General features: G+C 42.2%; 14 protein-coding genes and 3 rRNA genes. 13 read left to right on the plus strand and 4 right to left on the minus strand.

All coding sequences use genetic code 11. The features are described from left to right. Nucleotides 1-77 precede the first annotated feature (77 nt). The 7 genes from uvrA (at nucleotide 78) to IWA51_RS05285 (ending at nucleotide 12,791) form a co-directional block, all read left to right on the plus strand. Nucleotides 78-3,041, plus strand: coding sequence for an excinuclease ABC subunit UvrA (gene uvrA / locus IWA51_RS05255; protein WP_230402716.1), 2,964 nt, complete (start codon nucleotides 78-80; stop codon nucleotides 3,039-3,041). Then, complete coding sequence (locus tag IWA51_RS05260) at nucleotides 3,031-6,345, plus strand: LPS-assembly protein LptD (protein WP_198443480.1); 3,315 nt, start codon at nucleotides 3,031-3,033, stop codon at nucleotides 6,343-6,345. The genes uvrA and IWA51_RS05260 overlap by 11 nt, the downstream gene beginning before the upstream one ends. A gap of 165 nt (nucleotides 6,346-6,510) precedes the next feature. Beyond that, entirely contained in the window at nucleotides 6,511-6,894 is a 384-nt protein-coding gene (locus tag IWA51_RS05265; RefSeq protein WP_198443481.1) for a hypothetical protein, read from the plus strand. Nucleotides 6,895-7,153: 259 nt separating this feature from the next. Continuing rightward, nucleotides 7,154-8,697 (plus strand): 16S ribosomal RNA (locus tag IWA51_RS05270). A 161-nt stretch (nucleotides 8,698-8,858) separates the two neighbouring features. Then, nucleotides 8,859-11,801: ribosomal RNA gene (locus tag IWA51_RS05275) — 23S ribosomal RNA — on the plus strand. A 119-nt stretch (nucleotides 11,802-11,920) separates the two neighbouring features. Beyond that, nucleotides 11,921-12,029: ribosomal RNA gene (gene rrf, locus IWA51_RS05280) — 5S ribosomal RNA — on the plus strand. Together the 16S, 23S and 5S rRNA genes form the textbook arrangement of a ribosomal RNA operon. 33 nt (nucleotides 12,030-12,062) lie before the next feature. After that, a complete protein-coding gene (locus IWA51_RS05285) occupies nucleotides 12,063-12,791 on the plus strand; it encodes a DNA alkylation repair protein (protein WP_198443482.1) in 729 nt (242 codons plus the stop codon). On the opposite strand, the gene IWA51_RS05290 is transcribed toward IWA51_RS05285, so the two are convergent. Next, nucleotides 12,772-12,915 (minus strand): hypothetical protein, encoded by a 144-nt coding sequence (locus IWA51_RS05290; protein ID WP_198443483.1) that lies wholly within the window; start codon nucleotides 12,913-12,915, stop codon nucleotides 12,772-12,774. The genes IWA51_RS05285 and IWA51_RS05290 overlap by 20 nt on opposite strands. Nucleotides 12,916-12,939: 24 nt before the next feature. Continuing rightward, entirely contained in the window at nucleotides 12,940-13,521 is a 582-nt protein-coding gene (locus IWA51_RS05295) for a hypothetical protein (RefSeq protein ID WP_198443484.1), read from the minus strand. 208 nt (nucleotides 13,522-13,729) lie between these two features. On the opposite strand from IWA51_RS05295, the gene IWA51_RS05300 reads away from it, so the two are divergent. The 6 genes from IWA51_RS05300 to IWA51_RS05325 all read left to right on the plus strand — a co-directional run bounded on the left by IWA51_RS05300 (nucleotide 13,730) and on the right by IWA51_RS05325 (nucleotide 18,274). Further along, nucleotides 13,730-14,203 (plus strand): GNAT family N-acetyltransferase, encoded by a 474-nt coding sequence (locus IWA51_RS05300; RefSeq protein WP_198443485.1) that lies wholly within the window; start codon nucleotides 13,730-13,732, stop codon nucleotides 14,201-14,203. Next, nucleotides 14,200-15,696, plus strand: a complete 1,497-nt coding sequence (locus tag IWA51_RS05305) for a glycoside hydrolase family 32 protein (RefSeq protein WP_198443486.1) — start codon at nucleotides 14,200-14,202, stop codon at nucleotides 15,694-15,696. The genes IWA51_RS05300 and IWA51_RS05305 overlap by 4 nt, the downstream gene beginning before the upstream one ends. A gap of 23 nt (nucleotides 15,697-15,719) precedes the next feature. Continuing rightward, nucleotides 15,720-16,700 carry a carbohydrate kinase family protein gene (locus IWA51_RS05310; RefSeq protein ID WP_198443487.1) on the plus strand — a complete coding sequence of 327 codons (981 nt, stop codon included), beginning with the start codon at nucleotides 15,720-15,722 and terminating at the stop codon, nucleotides 16,698-16,700. A 44-nt stretch (nucleotides 16,701-16,744) separates the two neighbouring features. After that, on the plus strand, nucleotides 16,745-16,879 hold the full coding sequence (locus IWA51_RS05315) for a LysR family transcriptional regulator (protein WP_198443488.1): 135 nt from the start codon (nucleotides 16,745-16,747) through the stop codon (nucleotides 16,877-16,879). Between the two features lie 139 nt (nucleotides 16,880-17,018). Beyond that, the gene (locus tag IWA51_RS05320; protein WP_268969661.1) at nucleotides 17,019-17,648 is read left to right on the plus strand and encodes a LysR family transcriptional regulator substrate-binding protein; all 630 of its coding nucleotides are present in this window, start codon (nucleotides 17,019-17,021) and stop codon (nucleotides 17,646-17,648) included. A 326-nt stretch (nucleotides 17,649-17,974) separates the two neighbouring features. Beyond that, the gene (locus IWA51_RS05325) at nucleotides 17,975-18,274 is read left to right on the plus strand and encodes an acyltransferase (protein ID WP_198443490.1); all 300 of its coding nucleotides are present in this window, start codon (nucleotides 17,975-17,977) and stop codon (nucleotides 18,272-18,274) included. A gap of 2 nt (nucleotides 18,275-18,276) precedes the next feature. Here the strand turns inward: IWA51_RS05325 and IWA51_RS05330 are convergent, their stop codons facing one another. Both IWA51_RS05330 and IWA51_RS05335 read right to left on the minus strand, forming a co-directional pair. Then, nucleotides 18,277-19,929 (minus strand): ATP-dependent DNA helicase, encoded by a 1,653-nt coding sequence (locus tag IWA51_RS05330; protein ID WP_198443491.1) that lies wholly within the window; start codon nucleotides 19,927-19,929, stop codon nucleotides 18,277-18,279. A 114-nt stretch (nucleotides 19,930-20,043) separates the two neighbouring features. Continuing rightward, nucleotides 20,044-21,105 (minus strand): hypothetical protein, encoded by a 1,062-nt coding sequence (locus IWA51_RS05335; protein WP_198443492.1) that lies wholly within the window; start codon nucleotides 21,103-21,105, stop codon nucleotides 20,044-20,046. Between the last annotated feature and the right edge of the window lie 7 nt (nucleotides 21,106-21,112).

Below are 21,112 nucleotides of genomic sequence, written 5' to 3' on the forward strand. Positions count from 1 at the left end.
GTTTTAAGGTATACAAATGGGCATGCGTTACAAAACATGTTGTTTAATTCGGCGTTTTTGATTATGATGTAAAAATCGTGAAAGCATCTGAAATTAAGGCCGTAAACGCTGTAAACGGTGACAAAATCGTTATTCAGGGTGCCAGAGAGCACAATCTTAAAAATATAAGCGTAGAAATTCCTCGCAACAAGCTGGTTGTCATAAGCGGCCTCAGCGGAAGCGGAAAATCGTCTCTTGCCTTTGACACTCTGTTTGCAGAAGGTCAGCGGCGTTATATGGAAAGCCTGTCTTCCTATGCACGCCAGTTTCTGGGACGCATGGACAAGCCCGATGTAGATTTAATCACTGGACTTTCCCCTGCAATTTCAATAGAACAGAAAACTACACATAAAAATCCGCGTTCAACAGTCGGTACGGTTACAGAAATTTACGATTATTACAGGCTGCTCTTTGCACGTATAGGACGCCCTCATTGTCCCCGCTGTGGCCGTGAAATAAACGAACAGTCCGTTGACCAGATAATAGATTCAATTCTTTCATGGGAAGACGGAACAAAACTCACGCTTCTGGCACCGGTTATCCGCGGAAAAAAGGGCGAACACCAGAAAATAATAGAAGATGCAAGAAAGTCAGGCTTTAGGCGCGCAAGAATAGACGGCCTCATGGTGGAACTCGAAGATTCAATCAAGCTTGACAAACAGAAAAAGCATACAATAGAAATTGTAGTAGACAGAATATCCTTAAAAAGCGACATAAGAAAACGTCTTGCAGGTTCGGTAGAGACTGCCCTTGAAAATTCAGGCGGAATAATCATCGTCTTAAGGCGTGTGTACAAAACAGATGAAGCCTATAAGGCAGTTGCTGCCGCTCTTGATGAAAAGGGAACGTCCTACGACCGCAATGCAGACTTTATTGAACAGGAAATTTTCTTTTCACAGCAAAATGCATGTCCCGACTGCGGAATCTCACTCCCCGAACTTCAGCCGCGCCTTTTTTCGTTTAACAATCCGTTCGGAGCTTGTCCAGACTGCACGGGCCTTGGCGGAAAAATGGAATATGACCGCGCTCTTCTTATGCCCGACCCGAAACTTTCGTTCAATGAACACGGAATCGCGCCGTATAATCCTGACTCGTCCTGGAATCATTCCATGTTTGAAGCAATTGCAAAAGCCGCAGGTTTTTCACTGGATGCTCCTCTTGATACGCTTACAAAAAAACAGTCAGACTTTTTGTGGAACGGCGATTCCGCACTCAATATAAAGTGGGTTTACAAAAAGCAAAGCGGTGAAGGCCAGAGTACATACAACCGGCCCTGGATAGGTGTGCTTGCAGACATGCGCCGCCGTTATGCAGAAGCGTGGGGTGACAATGCCCGTGAATCGCTTGAAAAATACATGTCACACTGTGAGTGCAGAAGCTGCCGCGGAAAGCGTCTCAGACCCGAAGCACTCAGTGTAACAGTCGGCAATAAAAATATCTGGGATCTTACAGAACTTTCCGTTGCAGATACAATTGAATTCTTTGACAATCTCAAACTTACTTCTACTGAACAGAAAATCTGCGCACAGGTACTCAAAGAAATAAAGTCGCGCCTTCAGTTCCTTAAGAATGTAGGGCTTGAATACCTTACGCTTGAACGTTCGGCCGCAACACTCAGCGGTGGTGAAGCTCAGCGCATACGCCTTTCTACACAGATTGGAAGCGGTCTTACCGGAGTAATGTATATTCTTGACGAGCCGTCAATAGGTCTTCACCAGCGTGACAATGAACGCCTTATTAAGTCGCTTACATATCTGCGCGATCTTGGAAACACAGTTATTGTAGTTGAACATGACGAACAGACACTGCGCACCGCTGACTGGCTTGTAGACATAGGCCCCGGTGCAGGTGTTCACGGAGGGCGCGTTATGGCTTCTGGAACCCCGCAGCAGGTAAGTCTAGTGGAAGACAGTGTAACAGGCCGCTATCTTGCAGGAAAAATCCGCATGCACTTACCCGCAGAGCGCAGAAAAGGCAACGGCAGTTTTATAAGCGTCCGGGGTGTAACGGAGCACAACCTTAAGGGAATTGATGCAGACATTCCGCTCGGAGCTTTTACATGCATAACAGGAGTTTCTGGAAGTGGCAAATCAACTTTTTTAAGCGACGTACTTTACCCGGCCGTAAGCAACAGAATAATGCGCACTGATTATCCCGTCGGCGCTTACAAATCAATTTCGGGACTCGAAGGAATAGACAAAGTAATAAACATAGACCAGAGCCCTATCGGAAGAACGCCAAGAAGCAATCCTGTAACATACATCGGTGTATTCGACAAAATCCGCGAACTGTTTGCATCCCTGCCTGAATCAAAGGCGCGCGGCTACAAGTCAGGCCGTTTTTCATTCAACGTAAAGGGCGGTCGCTGCGAAAACTGCCAGGGTGCCGGAACAATTACAATAGAAATGAATTTTCTTCCCGACGTATTTATCCAGTGTGATGTCTGCCACGGAAAAAGATTCAACCAGGAAACGCTCGACGTCATGTACAAGGGCAAGACCATAAGTGACGTACTTGACATGACAATAGAAGATGCCGCAGACTTTTTTGCAGGAATTCCGCATATAGCAAGAAAACTGGAAACCCTCAAAAACGTGGGGCTCGGCTACATTACGCTCGGCCAGAATGCACTTACACTCAGCGGCGGTGAAGCACAGCGTGTAAAACTTGCCGCGGAACTTGCCCGTCCTTCTACAGGAAAAACGCTTTATATCCTTGACGAACCCACAACAGGACTTCATTTTGTAGACATAAAGCAGCTTATGAAAGTAATACAACAGCTTGTGGACAAAGGAAACACAGTTGTCATGATAGAACACAACCTTGACGTAATATGCCAGGCCGACTACATCATAGATCTGGGTCCCGAAGGAGGCTGCGGCGGCGGAACAGTTGTCGCAACAGGAACTCCCGAAGAAGTTGCACTCTGTTCAAAAAGCTATACAGGAAAATTTATAGCAGAAATGCTTGAACGCGAAAAGGAAAGGAACATTGCTGAATAAAAACCGGCTCAGAATATTCAGATTTGCTTTCTCATTCATTTGTGTCTTTCTTGCGGCCGCAGTAAATCCGAATCGTCTTTTGGCACAGAAAAATTCTTCTGTAATAAGCATAGACAATGCCGAATCCACCGAATACAGAAAAAATCCCGACTCTGGAAACGAAGAAATAATCCTTTCAGGCTCAGTAATTCTTTCTGTCACAAGCGGAAAATCCAAAACCACAATTTCTGCTTCGAGGGTAACATACGACCGTGTAACAGAAATGCTTTTTGCCAGCGGAAACGTTACGTTAAGACAGACCGGCGGTTCTGAAGGCGGCCAGGACGTTACGGCACAGACGCTTCTTTTCAATGCACGCACCATGGAAGGAATTTTCGACGGTGGAAGGGTTGTCCAGACAAAAAGTGACGCAATAAACCTTCCTTCAGATTCTACGCTTATAGTTTCTTCAAAAATATTCGGCCGTGACACTTCCGGAACAATCGCCTTCAAAAATGCAGAACTTACCTTCTGCGATGATGAAAAACCGCACTGGAAAATCTGGGCATCAAACATCTGGCTTTTACCCGGCGGCGAATTTGCTTTCTTTAACGCAGTCCTCTCTGTCGGAAACATCCCTATTTTTTATCTTCCGGCATTCTATTATCCCAAAGACGAACTGGTGTTCAATCCTTCCTTCGGCTACAACGAGCGGACGGGGTATTTTTTTCAGACAACAACATATATTCTGGGAAGAAAACCTCTGGATACTTCTTCGGACAGTGATGCGGAAGATGACATAACAAAAGGACTCTTTAACTTCATGAAGTCCACGTCACTTAAAAAACAGGTCAGGGAAGGGCTTGTTCTGCATAACCTTGACGAAGATTACAAAGGTAATACCGACAATTATCTTAAAATAATGGGCGACTATTATACAAACCTCGGAATAATGGCCGGAATTCAGGGTGCATACAAACCAAAAAAATATATCAGCGGTATAGAAGGATTTGTCAAGCTTGGTTTTACAAATACAATAAATTCCACAAGCGGCGGTTATACTCCATATTTTGAATCAGGAAAAACTTATTCCGACTCGTCAAATTTTATGGGACTTGAACTTCCGTTCCGCTACGGGGCCAGTTTCAAACTTTCTATGTCAAAGCCTTTTTCACTTACACTGTCACTTCCTGTTTACAGTGACCCTTATTTTACCGAAGATTTTGACGAACGTTCCGAATACATTGACTGGCTGGGCTTTTTGATGAGCGGTGCCGGACAGACAAAGGAAGAAAATGACAAGTCAAGCCAGACATCATCGTTTACATGGAATGCAACAGGTTCCTATACAGTGCCGCTGCCCGATGCAGTAAAGCCTTTTATAAATTCCCTCTCTCTATCCGGAATAAATTCGTCTGTTGCCTTCAGTTCAAAGACAAGAAATTCTTCTGACGATCCTGAATTCTATTCACGCGAAAATAAAAATTATTCCCCCGAAAGAAGTTTTTATTATCCGTCACAGGTTACTCCGTTCAAAATAAGTTCAAAAATATCAGGAACAATTATACAATATCCCCCGTCTGTAAAAAAAGCAAAGTCTGCAGAAAAGATAAAATTCGACATACCGCTTGTGGCTCCTGAAATTATTTCTGTTCCGCAGAATAAGTCTTCAAAAAAAGAATCTGACGCTTCTTCTACAGAAGGTGGTTCCGCAGAAAATACAGAAAGAACCGCAGCTCTGGCAGAACAGGCCGACGGTAAAGAAGAAAAAGCTTCTGAAGAAACAGTCCTTTCAGAAAAGGATCTTCCGCTTCTTGAACCATCGCAGAAACATTCCCTTGTTACACTCGGTGGCCTTAAGTATACGCTCGGCTACAGTATAAACCCGCAGTATACGTCGCAGCTTTCATACAATTCGTCAGATTTGAAAAAGCCCGGTGACTTCAGCTGGAGCAACCTTTATTCTTCATACTACCAGGTAAAAGTTCCTTCAACGCTTACAAGCAGCTTCAGTTACGGCGGCTCATTTGCTTCCATGACAAATACTCTTTCGTTCAACCCAGTTTATCAGGAACACCCCAATCTTGACGGCTACACAGAAAGTTCAGCTTCTTCAGTCAGAAAAACAGACTACAATGCAAGAAAACTGGATCTTACCGGAACAAATTCAGTTTCATTCAATCCGTTTGCCTATTCAACAGTATTCAAAAATACCGGTTTAAACTGGAATACAACAGTAAAAGTTCTTCGCACCGAATTTCTGGGCGATGAAACCAATCCCGAATGGGACTACATCACATCGGACCTTACCGACAGTGACTCTGTTACCGCGCATACACTAAGTGCAACACTTTCGGCAGTTGAAGACAAATTTTCGCAGGTACTGACGCTTTCCACGACTCTTCCGCCTCAGGTAGATGAATACGATGCTTCATTAAAACTTACATTTCCTTTCCTGTCGCTGTCATTTTCTTCAGGAGTTGAACAGAAATCCAAAGATGACGAAACCTTTGTTTTGAAACCGTTTAAACAGTCAGCATCACTTAAACTTTTTGACAGTACGCTTTCTCTTACCGAATCATTCAACTACGAACTTGAAGACGATTATGCCGATGCGCTTAAAATAGCCCTTTCCTGGAACAATCTTCAGCTGGCCTACACAATGCAGTATACCAACGGCTACGAACCCAAAAAAGACGATCAGGGAAAACTTACTGACTGGGAAATGAAAACAGACAAAGAATTTATTCCGTATTCTGCCTCGCTTGCATATTCTACAAAGTCAAAAACGTACCGCTACTGGAAAAACCGCATTACATGGGCGCCGTCCCTTAGCACCAGTATTGTTTACGACTGTCTCAGGCCAACAAACAGTTATTTCAGGTTTGCACCGTCAATTTCGTTTAAGATCAACGAGTTTTTTGAACTTTCCTTTACTTCTGAATCAAGAAACAGCGTTATTTTCAGGTATTTCCAGGATTATATCGGTTATGAAGATACAATCGGCGGTGAAAAAAATCCTTTTGTAGACCTGTGGAATTCATTTGTTTTCTGGAGTGATGACGCATTTTTCGATCCCGACCAGACAGTAAGAAAATCTTCGGGGTTCAAAATTAAAAATCTTAAAATAAGTATAACACATAAGCTCTGTGACTGGGATATGTCTGCAAGTCTTACATTCAAACCAAGAGCCGTAACAGGGGATGACAATAAAAAATCCTACGACTACCATCCGTATTTTACTTTCGGAGTCACATGGCGCCCGATGGCAAGTATGAAAACCCAGATTGTTGACGAATATGGCGAATGGAAGCTTAATCCATAAAATTTTAAGGCTGAAAATAAAATAAAACTTGAATTCTGCTCTCTGTTGAATTAAATTTGCATATAGTATGCCTTGTACCGGGGTTTCCGGTTTGCATCGGATTTTTAACCCGAAGTTTGCGAAGTTAACTGGTTTGCAATGCGAACTTCCATATTGGAGGAAATTATGGCTGAAAATGATGTTTTGAATGAAGAAAAGGTTTCTGCCGGGAAAGAAGAATTATCTGACAAAAAGTCATCAGATTTGGGAAAGACAATTCTCGGCTATATCGACAAAGGTGTGGAGTCATCAAAAAAAGGGCTTAAAATTGCCGGTAACAGACTCAGTGAATTCGGCGACAAGTCAATGCATCGTATTGAAATAAGCCGTCTTAATTCCAAACTCGAAAAAACATATGCTTCTATTGGAAAACTTGTGTTCGAAAAATACACTTCAGATCCCGAATCTGCACAGATTTCTCTTTCTGACAGTGACTTTGCTTCAAATTTGGCCGAAGCGCAGAATATAACAAAAGAAATAGCACGCCATGAAGAATTTTTGAAAAAATAAAAGAATTTTTCACTTTTTTCGTCTTTTGCTATTGACGTGCTAATAGTGAATATGATATAGTCTTATACATCGCCACTAAACAGTGGTAGTAAATAAAAGTTATTTGACAGAAAAGGGAAGGAAAGAAGAGACAGAATGAGCAGGAAAAACTGTTCAGGAAGGTGACGCAAGGAAAAAGAAAAACCAATTCCATGTCAGTATGAGATGGAGCCGGTTCGTAACAAAATGAAAAATCCCAGGCCTTCGGGCCGAGGAATAAATCATGGAGAGTTCGATCCTGGCTCAGAACGAACGCTGGCGGCGCGTCTTAAGCATGCAAGTCGAGCGGGAACAGATAGCTTGCTATCTGCGAGAGCGGCGGACTGGTGAGTAACACGTGGGTGACGCACCCTTCGGACGGGGATAGCCTGTAGAAATACAGGATAATACCGGATACGAATCCACAGGTTGGAGATGTGGATGGAAAGCCCCTACGGGGGCGCCGGAGGAGCGGCCCGCGGCCCATCAGCTGGTAGGTGAGGTAAAGGCCCACCTAGGCAATGACGGGTATCCGGCCTCAGAGGGTGGACGGACACATTGGGACTGAGATACGGCCCAGACTCCTACGGGAGGCAGCAGCTAAGAATATTCCGCAATGGGGGAAACCCTGACGGAGCGACGCCGCGTGGACGATGAAGGCCGGAAGGTTGTAAAGTCCTTTTGCGGGTGAGGAATAAGGGCCAGAGGGAATGCCGGTACGATGACTGTAACCTGCGAATAAGCAACGGCTAATTACGTGCCAGCAGCCGCGGTAACACGTAAGTTGCGAGCGTTGTTCGGAATCATTGGGCGTAAAGGGCATGTAGGCGGTTACGCAAGCCTGGTGTGAAAGCCCGAGGCTTAACCTCGGGATGCGCCGGGAACTGTGCAACTAGAGTAGCTGAGGGGCAGCCGGAATTCCAGGTGTAGGGGTGAAATCTGTAGATATCTGGAAGAACACCGATGGCGAAGGCAGGCTGCCAGCAGATTACTGACGCTGAGGTGCGAAGGTGCGGGGAGCGAACAGGATTAGATACCCTGGTAGTCCGCACAGTAAACGATGCACACTGGGTGTCCGCCCATGAGGGTGGGTGCCGAAGCAAACGCGATAAGTGTGCCGCCTGGGGAGTATGCCCGCAAGGGTGAAACTCAAAGGAATTGACGGGGGCCCGCACAAGCGGTGGAGCATGTGGTTTAATTCGATGGTACGCGAGGAACCTTACCTGGGTTTGACATGCACGGTGATACCGGGGAGATCCGGGGGTCCAGCAATGGAACCGTGCACAGGTGCTGCATGGCTGTCGTCAGCTCGTGCCGTGAGGTGTTGGGTTAAGTCCCGCAACGAGCGCAACCCCTACCGTCGGTTACCAGCAAGTAAAGTTGGGGACTCCGGCGGAACTGCCGGCGACAAGCCGGAGGAAGGTGGGGACGACGTCAAGTCATCATGGCCCTTATGCCCAGGGCTACACACGTGCTACAATGGCCGGTACAGAGCGAAGCGAGACCGCGAGGTGGAGCGAAGCGCAGAAAACCGGCCGTAGTCCGGATTGGAGTCTGAAACCCGACTCCATGAAGTTGGAATCGCTAGTAATCGCGCATCAGCACGGCGCGGTGAATACGTTCCCGGGCCTTGTACACACCGCCCGTCACACCATCCGAGTCGGGGATACCCGAAGTCGGCAGGCTAACCGGAAACGGGGGCCGCTGCCGAAGGTATGCCCGGCGAGGGGGGTGAAGTCGTAACAAGGTAGCCGTACCGGAAGGTGCGGCTGGATCACCTCCTTTCTGAGAGAAAGGTAAAGGCACCGGTGTACGGTGCAGTCCTTGAGTTATATTCTTCTTTCCTTTCCTTATCTGTTAAATGATTATTAGTTCTTTGAAATACAGAGGGAAGGAAACGAAATGAAGGCGCATCGATTGAAAGAGAGATGCGGAAGGGTCAATATGGCCAAGCGAAAATAGGTCCATGGCGGATGCCTATGGAGCTGCGGGGCGAAGAAGGTCGCGGCAAGCTGCGAAAAGCCGGGGGAAGGAGCACACATCCAGTGATCCCCGGATAACCGAATGGGGTAACCCGGCGGAAGAGATTCCGTCACCGCGCAACTGAATAAAATAGGTTGGCGGAGCCAGACCGGATGAAGTGAACCATCTAAGTAATCCGGGAAAAGAAATCAAAAGAGATTCCGTAAGTAGCGGCGAGCGAAAGCGGAAGAGCCCAAACCGCGATAAGCGGTGTTGTAGGGCCGCACGGGGATGACCCGCGGAGAAAGCAAAGGGATGCGTAGCGGAAGGAACCGGAGAGTTCTGCCGAAGAGCGTGACAGCCGCGTACGCGAAACGCGATCCCACTCCGTGGTGCGGTACCTGAGTAGGGCGGGGCACGAGAAACCCTGTCTGAATCCGGGTCGACCACGATCCAAGGCTAAATACTGCGCAGCTACCGATAGTGAAGAAGTACCGTGAGGGAAAGGCGAAAAGAACCCCGGTGAGGGGAGTGAAATAGAACCTGAAACCATGGACCGGCAAGATGTCACGGGAATAGCTGCCTGTGGCGTGTCTTTTGTAGAATAAGCCTGCGAGTCACGGTGTGCGGCGAGGCCAAGGGATAGAAGTCCCGGAGCCGGAGCGAAGGCGAGTCCGAACAGGGCGAAAAGTCACACGTCGTGGACCCGAAGCCAATGTGATCTTACTATGGGCAGGTTGAAGCAGGGGTGAAACCCTGTGGAGGACCGAACGGTAATCTGTTAAAAAAGGTAGCGATGACCTGTGGTAAGGAGTGAAAGGCTAAACAAACATGGAGATAGCTGGCTCTCCCCGAAATGCCTTTAGGGACAGCCTCGTGGAAAGTTTGTGGAGGTAGAGCACTGGACGGCCGAGGGGGAGTCAAATCCTACCGAATCCGATCAAACTGCGAATGCCACAAACCAGCCCACGGGAGTGAGACTGCGTGCGACAAGGTTCGTAGTCGAGAGGGAAACAGCCCGGACCGCCGGCTAACGGTCCCCAAATCATGCTGAGTGTGAAATGAAGTGCGGATGCACAGACAGCCAGGAGGTTGGCTTAGAAGCAGCCATTCCTTGAAAGAGTGCGTAACAGCTCACTGGTCGAGCACCCGTGCGCAGACAATGTAGCGGGGCTAAGCATGATACCGAAGCCGCGGATTCATACCGTAAGGTATGACTGGTAGGGGAGCATTCCGCCAACCCAGGAAGGCATGCCCGTGAGGGGTGCTGGAGGAAGCGGAAGAGAGAATGCAGGCATAAGTAACGCAAAGACGGGTGAGATCCCCGTCCGCCGAAAACCTAAGGTTTCCGGGGTAAAGGCAATCTGCCCCGGGTAAGTCGGCCCCTAAGGCGAGGAGGAAACTCGTAGCCGATGGGAAGGCGGTGAATATTCCGTCACTTCAATCAGTTTCGAAGGCAGGACGCATGAGGCGAAGTCCGGCGGGAGAACGGTAGTTCCCGTCGAGGCGGCAAGGTGAAGAGGCATACAGGCAAATCCGTATGCTGAGCTGAGCTGAGAGCGATTCCCTTTACGGAGGGACGAAGCGGACAGAGTCAAGGTGCCGGGAAATACTGTCTAAGGTCAGGCTGGTTGGAACCGTACCGGAAACCGACACAGGTAGGAAGGATGAGTAATCTAAGGCGCACGAGCGACCTCGCGTTAAGGAACTCGGCAAAATGCACACGTAACTTCGGAAGAAGTGTGGCTCCCGGTCGAAAGGTTTGGGAGCGGCAGAAAGCAGGCCCAGGCGACTGTTTATCAAAAACACAGCCATCTGCGAACCAGCAATGGGACGTATAGGTGGTGACACCTGCCCGGTGCCGGAAGGTTAAGGGGAGCGCTCAGGAGCAATCCGAAGGTGCGAACCGAAGCCCCGGTAAACGGCGGCCGTAACTATAACGGTCCTAAGGTAGCGAAATTCCTTGTCGGGTAAGTTCCGACCCGCATGAATGGTGTAACGATTCTGGGCACTGTCTCAACGCGAGACTCGGTGAAATTTATGTTCCGGTAAAGAAGCCGGATACCCGCAATCAGACGGAAAGACCCCGTGAACCTTCACCGCAACTTAGCATTGGGATTCTATTCGTCATGTGTAGGATAGCTGGGAGGCAGAGAGGCGTGGCCGTCAGGTTGCGCGGAGCCGCCGGTGAAATACCAGCCCTGACGGATGGGATTTCTAACGCTTTCCCTGAAGCGGGAGAGCGGACAGTGCTAGGCGGGCGGTTTGACTGGGGCGGTCGCCTCCCAAAGTTTAACGGAGGTGCGCGAAGGTCCCCTCACCCTGGTTGGGAATCAGGGCGCGAGTGTAAAGGCACAAGGGGGCTTGACTGCGAGAGAGACATCTCGAGCAGGTGCGAAAGCAGGTCTTAATGATCTGATGGTTCCGAGTGGAAGGGCCATCACTTAACGGACAAAAGGTACTCCGGGGATAACAGGCTGATTTTCCCCAAGAGTTCACATCGACGGGAAAGTTTGGCACCTCGATGTCGGCTCATCGCATCCTGGGGCTGGAGCAGGTCCCAAGGGTTTGGCTGTTCGCCAATTAAAGCGGTACGTGAGCTGGGTTCAGAACGTCGCGAGACAGTTCGGTCCCTATCTGTTGCGGGCGTTGGATGTTTGAGAGGAGCTGCCTTTAGTACGAGAGGACCGAGGTGGACGAACCTCTGGTGTACCGGTTGTTCCGCCAGGAGCAAGTGCCGGGTATCTAAGTTCGGAAGGGATAACCGCTGAAAGCATCTAAGCGGGAAGCCCGCCTCAAGATTAGACATCCCTGGGAGCATGACTCCCCTGTAGACCCCGGGCAGACCACCCGGTTGATAGGCCGCAGGTGCAGGTACGGCGACGTGCACAGCCGAGCGGTACTAATAGGTCGTGAGGCTTGGCCATATTGTTCCTTCAAAAATCATTTTGTTTCTTTCTGCGGACAGTGTTCCGCCAAGACTTTGCAGCCTGGAAGGGTACTTCCCTGAGGCAAAGTTTTCAGCCTCTGATGCGGCTCTTATGATGCCGGTGGCCATGGCGGGGAGGAAATACCCGTTCCCATTCCGAACACGGAAGTCAAGCTCCCCTGCGCCGATGATACTGCGAGAGCGGGAAAGTAGGTGGCCGTCGGCTTTTTTTTGTTTAAATTCAATGGAGAGTTTCAAATTGTTTGATTTTACAAAATTACATTCCGATTTATTTTCTTATTCTGATTCAGAATTCAAACTATTTCAGTGCAGGCTGATTCCGGGTTTGGATTTAAATTCTGTAATTGGTGTTCGATTCCCTTTGTTGCGTCAGACTGCAAAAAAAGTTCAGGAGTATGGAAACACCGATGATTTTTTTGACAGTCTGCCGCATAAATATTTTGAAGAAAATGTATTGCATGGTTATTTAATTGAACGGATTAAGGATGCAGAAATTTGTGTTCAACGTATTGATCAATTTATTCCATTTATAGATAACTGGGCTGTATGTGATACATTAAAACCTTCTGCCTTGAAGCGAAAACCGGATTTGCTTTTGAAAAAAATAATGGAATGGATTTCTGTTGATAAAACTTACTACAAAAGATTTGCCATAAGAATGCTGATGTGCTTTTTTTTGGATGAAAATTTCAAGCCCTCTTATTTGAAAATAGTTGCCGACATTAAAAGTGATGACTATTACATTAATATGATGATTTCATGGTTCTTTGCCACTGCTTTGGCTAAACAGTGGGATTCAACTTTTATGTATCTTCAAGGTAGAAAACTTTCTGCATGGTGTCATAAAAAAACGATACAGAAAGCGATTGAAAGTTATAGAATTTCTGATGACAAAAAAGTAATTCTTAAAAATCTGTCTATAAATAACGCACCGCAACCGAGTTCAGCTACTTTTTGTACTGAATAATCCAATAACTTTTTCCATAGCCTTTGCGCTTGAATTCAGGTGCAATTCCGAGTGAACCAAAAGTCATTACAGAAAGTTCTGTTCTATCATCGCAAAATTTTTTGTCAATAAACAGAATATTCAACCTTAAAAAAATGAAATATGGTCGCTACTTCGTAAAAATCTTTGACAGATTGATTTTACATTTTATTCCCCATTTAATTTTGTTGGAAAAATAATCTGCAACCTGAGGAGAATTTAAATCTGAACGGTTTATTAAAATTCTGTAACTCAAAAACGGGTCAATAAAAACATAATCAAGAATCGAAAACTTCCAGCCTACAATCGGAGCGGCAACTGTTATGGCTGTTTCTTTTTGCATATTTGAATTTGAAAACATTACAAAATCTGTTCCCATCCCGGTACCGATATACGGACCGTCAAGACCTTTGAAAAACGGATAGAATAAAACATCAGCTTTTACACCAACAGTTGTGACAACTAAATCTGTTTCTTTTGGCCAGAGTGTCATGTGAGAAAAAGCAGGTCGCAGCGAAAGGAATTTGAACATCTGTATTTCATAATTTACGCCAAGACCCCAGCCACGGTTTTCAAGCCCTGTCTGAAGATATCCCAAATCAAATGAAAGAATTTTTTTGCCAACAAAACTTTCTGCAAAGGAATTTTGCGCGCATATTATACTTAGAAAAAAGATTATTGATGTTGTGATAAGGGTTTTCTTTGTATGCATTAAATTATTTCCATTTAGTTCGTAAAGTTCAAGATTTTCATATCCATTTATGGCACTTCTGCTCTTCGTATATTACAATATTTTCTCATCATAGTATATCTTAATTGAATAAATTAATGAATATTATTTAATTGTTTTATAATTGACAAAGTTACAGATTTAATATTCTTCCCTCGACTTCAATAAGAAAAAATGCTACTGTTTGTTTATGGAAAATTTATTCAGATTGATGCAAAAATCAGATTATGAAAGCGTTTATTCACTTTGGATGAAATGCAAAAATATGGGATTCAATAATGTTGATGACAGCGAAAAAGGCATTTCAAAATATCTGGAGCGAAATTCAAAAACGTGTTTTGTTTGTGTTCGGAATGAAAAAGTTGTCGGCGTTATTCTAAGCGGTCATGACGGTCGTCGCGGTTTTATTCATCATCTTGCAGTTGATCCCGATTTTAGGCGGCAGGGAATTGCAACTGAACTTTTGCGCCGTGCATTTGAAGATTTAAAAATGACAACAGTCTGGTGCGGCTATTACGAAGGAAACGAAAAATCAAAACGCGTTCAGCAAAAATGCGGCTTTGAATTTTTTGCAAAAAACGACAATGTTCCGGTTCCGCTGATGAATGAAATCCGCACAGGATATATGAACAGAATTACAAAAGAAATGTGGGGAAATTTATGACACACATGTTGAATAATGCCAATAATGAACAGAATAAAATTCAGAATGAGTTAAAAGCTGACGATAGGTTTGCTGAAGAACGCCCGAAGTTTCATTTTGCTTCGCCATGCGGTTGGATAAATGACCCGAACGGATTTTCAGTTTTTAAAAATGAGATTCATCTTTTTGCGCAATATCACCCGTATTCTACTCATTGGGGGCCGATGCATTGGGCTCATGCAACTTCAAAAGATTTTATTTTGTGGAATATTCAGGATGTTGCTCTTGCTCCTGATACTGATGTAGATAATGGCGGATGTTTTTCGGGAACAAGTTTTGAAAAAGACGGAAAACATATTATTGCTTACACAGGCGTTCACGAAGAAGATGGAAAAACTGTTCAGGAACAATGTATTGCAATCGGTGATGGAAAAACATATACAAAGTTTTGTGAAAATCCTGTAATCACTTATAAAAATATTCCGTTTGAATATCAGAGAAGCGATTTCAGAGACCCTAAGATTTGGGCTGAAGGCGATAAATATTTTCTTGCAGCTGTATTGAAGAAAAAAAATAATCTCGGTGCACTTGTTCTGTTTGAATCAAAAGATTTGCATGAATGGAATTATGTGGGGCTTGTTGACGAAAGTCGTGACGGTTTAAGCGGAATGTGGGAATGTCCCGATATTTTCAAACTTGACGGCAAAGATGTGATTATTTTATCTCCTCAGGAAATGAAAGAAGATGAAAAACTCGGCTTTCATAACGGAAACAACAGCGTGTATATGACAGGAAGCCTTGATTTGACTTCTGCAAAATTTGTAAGAGAAATTCGTTCTGAAAATAGTTATACTGCAGCCCAAATTGATTACGGAATTGATTTTTACGCACCGCAGACAACTGTTGCTAGTGATGGAAGAAGAATTATGATTGCCTGGATGCAAAGCTGGGAAAGTTATATTACTCCAAGAAAATATTTGTGGTCAGGAATGATGACAATTCCACGCGAAATTAATTTGCCTAACGGAAAACTTTACCAGAATCCTGTAAAAGAAATTGAAAATTACAGGGATAAAAACTTTTCGGGAATTATCGAATCTTCGGCAAAAAAACAAGTTATCAGCGGTTTGTGTTTAAGACAATTTGATGCAGAATTTGTACTTTCTGTTCCACAAAATGAAGAAGGAAAATTTATTTTGAATATTGCAGAAAGTAAAGATTATTCGGCAACAATTGTTTATGATGCAAAAACAAAAAAACTGACTTTTGACAGAAGCAGAACAATTGACGGTGGCGGAAACACAAAATCAAGAAGTATGAAAGTTCTTCCAAATTCCGACGGAAAAATAAAGTTACGAATTTTGTGCGATACATGTTCAGCAGAAGTTTTTGTAAACGACGGAGAATACGCTTTTACAAACGCATTTTTTATTCCGCTCGAATCAAAAACATTCAGCGTTGTAAATACTTTATCCGGCAATATTTTATATAATGCATACAGTTTTGCATTTTAAGTTATTCTGTAAGTGAGGGCGATATGAAAGATAAAAAATTTGATGTAGTTGCGCTTGGTGAACTGTTAATTGATTTTATCCAAAATGGAATAAGTCAGAACGGAAACTGGATGCTTGAGGCAAATCCTGGCGGCGCTCCGTGCAATGTTCTGGCGATGCTTCAAAAACTGGGTCACAAAACTTCGTTTATAGGAAAAGTCGGCGATGATATGTTCGGCAATATGTTAAAAGAAAGAATTGCTGCGTTGGGTATCGGAACTGAAAATCTTGTTATATCAAAGTCAGAAAAAACAACACTCGCCTTTGTAAGAACTGCAGAGGACGGCGACAGAAGTTTTTCTTTTTACAGAAATAACAGTGCCGACTGCTCGTTAAAAAAAGAAGAAATTGATTTTGACTTGATTGCTTCGTCAAAAATTCTTCATTACGGAACTCTTTCTATGACAAACGAGCCTGTAAATTCCGCAACAGAGGTAACGCTTGAATTTGCAAAAAAAAGCGACGTTTTACTTTCGTTTGATCCGAACCTCAGAATGATGCTTTGGGATAATGAATCTCACGCAAAAGAAAGAATTCTTTATGGAATAAGTATGTGCAATATTTTGAAGATTGCCGAAGAAGAACTTGAGTTTGTTACAGGAAAACCGCAGATTAAAGATGGAATTCTTGAATTAAGAAAAAAATTTAATATTCCGCTTATTACAGTTACAAGAGGCAAAAACGGCTGCGTCGGATTTTTTGATAACGGGAAAAGTTTGCTTGAAAAAGCTGTTCCGACTTTTACAAATGTCAAAACGATTGATACAACAGGTGCCGGCGACACATTCTGCGCATGTATTCTGCATGAAATTCTTCAAAACGGTTACAATGATTTTACAGAAGAACGCCTTGAACACATGCTTGTATTTGCCAACGCTGCTTCTTCTTTGATAACAACTAAAAAAGGTGCGCTTTGTGTTATGCCGAATAAAGAAGAAGTTGAAAAATTGATTCTCCAAAAATGAGAAAACTTCCTTAACCAAAAAATGTTTTATGGTATAGTTTTGTTATGGAAATTCGTACATTAAGATATTTTCTTGCCGTTGCGCGTGAAGAAGGAATTAACCGTGCTGCAGAAGTTTTAAATGTTACACAGCCAACTTTAGCCGCCAGATGCAGGACTTGGAAGAAAGCCTTGGTGTAAAACTTTTTATCCGCTGACCAAGAAAAATTACGCTTACAAACGAAGGTTTTTATTCCTCCGCCGTGCAGAAGAAATTCTTTCGCTTGTAGAATAAACTCAAAACGAACTTACAGAACAGGACGAATTTCTTGAAGGAAAAATTTCTTTTGGTTGCGGTGAATTGGCAGCTATGAAAATATTGCCTGAACTAATCAAAGATTTTAAGAATTTTCACCCGGCCGTAACTTACGATATTTTTACAGCAAATGCTGATGTAATAAAAGAACAAATGAAAAAAGGAATTATCGACATTGGAATTTTACTTGAACCGATTGATATAGAAAAATTTTCGTTTGTTCGATTTGAAAAATGTGAAGAATGGGTTGCTTTGATAAATGCAGATGATCCTTTGGCAAAAAAAGAATATATAACACCAAAAGATTTTGAAAACAAACCTTTAATTCTTCCACGCCGCTCTAATGTTCAAAACGAAATTCTTTCTTGGCTGGGTGAATATTTTGATGAAAAAAAATTAATGTTCACAAGTAGTTTTACTACAAACGGAGCATTAATGGTTCAGGCAGGGCTTGCTAGTTTTATTACAATCGGAAATTCAACTCCGTTTGAATATAATTCACCTTCTTCAAAAATTGTAAGTCGCCCGTTAAAACCAAAACTTACCGCAAACAGCGTAATTGCTTGGAAAAAAGGTCAGCCGCTTTCGCCGGCTGTCAGAAAATTTATTGAAATGTTCAGATTCAGTAAGTTTAACAGTCAGGAAAATGTTTGAATTTATTTATACCTTTAGGGCATGTCTTCTTATAAAAACAAAGTATTTTTCATAATCTGAATTTAGTGATAAATTCAGATTATGAAAGAACAAAGACCTGATTTAAGAATTCAAAATAAACCGCGCCACAAAAAAAATTACGCACGGCAAAAAGACTTTCATTTTTTAATAAAGTTCCACCCTTCTCTTGTCTGCATGAAATTGCGTTGAAAAAGATTTTTGGTTCTATGGGAGAAAACTGTTACATTCAGCCTCCGATTTACGTGAACATTGGCGATAACATTTTTATCGAGAACCGTGTTTCAATCAATCCGTATTTTAAATGTATGGCAGCAGGAAAAGTCACGATTGAAGATGATGTAAAAATTGCAATCGGTGTTTCTGTTTTGACAAACAAGCACGATTTTTATGATCGCTATGTTCTTACAATAAAAGATGTTCTGATTAAGAAAAATGCATGGATTGGAGCAGGTGCAATAATTCTTGCAGGCGTTACGATTGGGGAAAATGCAGTTGTAGGTGCCGGAAGTGTTGTAACTCATGATGTTAAAGACGGTGAAGTAGTTGCCGGAAATCCTGCAAGAGTTATAAGAACTCTTGATTTGAATAAATTTGAAAAAATTTGATTTCAATTTATTTCGCTCTTAAGCAAGGCCACATCATGACTATTATTCTTCGGTTCTAATCTATTAAGGACTTTCTTTTCCACCTCTTGTGTCCAATAAATTTTTAGTTTTTTTCTTGCACGAGTAATCGCAGTGTAAAAAATACTGTGAGTTATCAATTCATCAATCTCATCCGTTATAATAATTTTAACAGAATCATATTCCAATCCTTGTGCTTTGTGAATTGAAACAGCATATGCAATTTGAAACGGAACAATTGTTTTTGAAGCACCATCATCATCCTCATCTGTACTTTTGTTTTTATTAACTGCAAAGCGGATAATTGAATTGCCGTTTTCAGTACTTCCAATAATCTTAAAATCATAATCCTCCACATTTAGCTCAATAAGTGGTCTATCAATCTCTATATCAAATTGAATGCGCTCGGTTGGCTTGTCTTTATCCAAAGTTATAAAATCTAAAATTCGGGCTTTCATATTATTATGAATAATCGGCACTTGTTCTTTATTCTGACTAAAAAAATTATCAGCAGAATCATTAAACAGGATTGGATCACCAACTTTATATCGTTGTATCCCTCTCCATATCTCTTTGCCACTATTGTTTTCTTGCATAAAGTGATTAATATTATTAATTCCGTATAGTCCGCCATAATTCAGACAAAGAATTATTTCTTTGTCCTCGACAGAAGCAAAAATAGAAGGATCAAGGTTAGCTGAGAATTCACCACCTTGCAATCTATCAAGGACATCATCTTCCATTCTGCGTATATTATCCCATAATGCAAGTAGCTGCTTACTGTCACTTCTATATGGCTTAGTTAATTCACAAACTGCTGATTTCGGCAAAAAACTACGAACAGCATCAAACCAATTACCAAATTCAATAGCTTCTATCTGATAAGTGTCTCCAACTAAGACAAGTAGCTTGAATTTCGCAAGTTCAAGCAACTTTCTCATATTTTGATTACTAATAGTACTACATTCATCAATTATAAGAATGTCATAATCTCGTTTCAAATCCTTTGTATTTATAAACTTAGTAATCGTCATAAACTCACAATTTGATGATGCAGCAACTTTTCTCTTAAGATTATTCACCGCAGGATTTGTATGAGCTAAATAAATCCTAGAATAATTATTAAAAAGGTGCGAAACATGATTTATAAGAGTTGTTTTGCCGGTGCCTGCAGAACCATATATTACAGAAACCTGTGACTTGGTGAACATATTTATAAGTACTTTTCTCTTTTCGTCAGAATCAATTTGGTAATCTGTATTTTGAAGCCAATGATTCACCATATTAGAATAGTTTTCCACACCATTCATTGCCAAGCTTTTTATTCTTTGAATAATTGCAAGGGTATCATCTTTATAACTCTCAATAAAAATATGATCATTCTTTATTATTAACTTGCGAGCTTGTTGCTTTTCACTAGTATATAATTTCCTATTGTAGGTTTTAACGAGCATATCAACATCATTAATATCACCTAGCTTATACTTACTATCATTTTCACATTTTTCTAATGACGTAAAAAGAACTCCTTTCTGCTCTGTATTATTTTTAACCACCCATGCTAAAATCTCATGTTCACGTCCAGTAACATCAAGGCAATCAAATAAATCTGAAATGCTCGGTACGTGATGTTTCAAAGCGGAACAAAAAGGCATTGTATCAAAAGGAATACATTCATAAGCTAAATAAAGATGTGAAAGCTTAAAATTTCCTCCTACATATTCATACTTGCATTCTTGATAATTCCATTTTCAATGCTCTTTATACTGATCTTTAATAATTCTGTTCGTCATATGATGAAGCAAATACCGAAGAACATTGCAACCCGGTTTTTCATTTTTTATAATCGATCGACAAGTATCAAGTACATCAAAAAAATGTCGAGTGTTGCCTTTAGGTACTATTCTATCATGGACTTCTTGGTAAACCTCATCTGAAAACATAATAATTTCAGACAAACTTACTCCTGTTTCAGTTAAATATCGAGCAAAATTTCGCTGTTCTGATTGACCTGGAGTAAGTTCATTATTATCTATGAGTTTACTAAAATTTGAAAACTCGCATGGACGAATACTTACTTCCCAATCCACGATAATTCGAATCGGCATTTGTTTGTCAAACAAATCTATATAATTATCGGCAATGGCAAATTTAACCGCATAAAAATCTGTAATTTCAATATTAGTAAACGCAATTATACGGTCCGTTTTACTTGATCTATCATTTGCAGAAATAAAAGCAACTTCATAGTATATTTTATTGCCAAAAAAGAATGGTTTAATTGTATGAATATAGAAACGATCGAATCGGAAACCATTTCTAATAGGAGTTTTATATTGATCTACTTTTTGAGCAATTTTCTCATAATATTCTTTAAAACAATCATCAGCTTCTAATGGAAACTGTTCAAGATTGGAAAGCACGTCAATCGAATATTTTTCATGTAAAAAATTTTTTATACGAAGCAGGTATTCATAATATTTCAACATCAACCGTTCTGAATTCTCTTCTTCTAAAGTACGATGTGAAACTGATACTTGCAAAAAATGATGAAAGCGCGACAAATGACGTAAAGAACTCTCGTTTTTTACATATTTAACAGCTTTTTGAATATTTTCATGTGAATCTTCTATATCATCGTCATTAGCATAGACTTTTAGCATAATATGTTCTACAAAATGTCGAAGTTGAGAAAGAATGTCTTGCGAAATCTGCCCTCTTGATAAATTACTCATATTACTGATATGACGACATATAACTTTATCCGTTTTTAAAATTTGCTCATCAATTTGTAAATTAGGTTTTGCAATCATATTATCA

The organism is Treponema peruense (genome assembly GCF_016117655.1).
Taxonomy (GTDB): Bacteria; Spirochaetota; Spirochaetia; order Treponematales; family Treponemataceae; genus Treponema_D; species Treponema_D peruense.

What these genes read in the sequence shown, in the direction of transcription:
- IWA51_RS05265 (WP_198443481.1), top strand. Translation starts at nt 6,511, where the DNA reads ATGGCTGAAAATGATGTTTTGAATGAAGAAAAGGTTTCTGCCGGGAAA.
- IWA51_RS05295 (WP_198443484.1), bottom strand. Translation starts at nt 13,521, where the DNA reads ATGCATACAAAGAAAACCCTTATCACAACATCAATAATCTTTTTTCTA.
- IWA51_RS05300 (WP_198443485.1), top strand. Translation starts at nt 13,730, where the DNA reads ATGGAAAATTTATTCAGATTGATGCAAAAATCAGATTATGAAAGCGTT.
- IWA51_RS05305 (WP_198443486.1), top strand. Translation starts at nt 14,200, where the DNA reads ATGACACACATGTTGAATAATGCCAATAATGAACAGAATAAAATTCAG.
- IWA51_RS05310 (WP_198443487.1), top strand. Translation starts at nt 15,720, where the DNA reads ATGAAAGATAAAAAATTTGATGTAGTTGCGCTTGGTGAACTGTTAATT.
- IWA51_RS05315 (WP_198443488.1), top strand. Translation starts at nt 16,745, where the DNA reads ATGGAAATTCGTACATTAAGATATTTTCTTGCCGTTGCGCGTGAAGAA.
- IWA51_RS05325 (WP_198443490.1), top strand. Translation starts at nt 17,975, where the DNA reads ATGGCAGCAGGAAAAGTCACGATTGAAGATGATGTAAAAATTGCAATC.
- IWA51_RS05335 (WP_198443492.1), bottom strand. Translation starts at nt 21,105, where the DNA reads ATGATTGCAAAACCTAATTTACAAATTGATGAGCAAATTTTAAAAACG.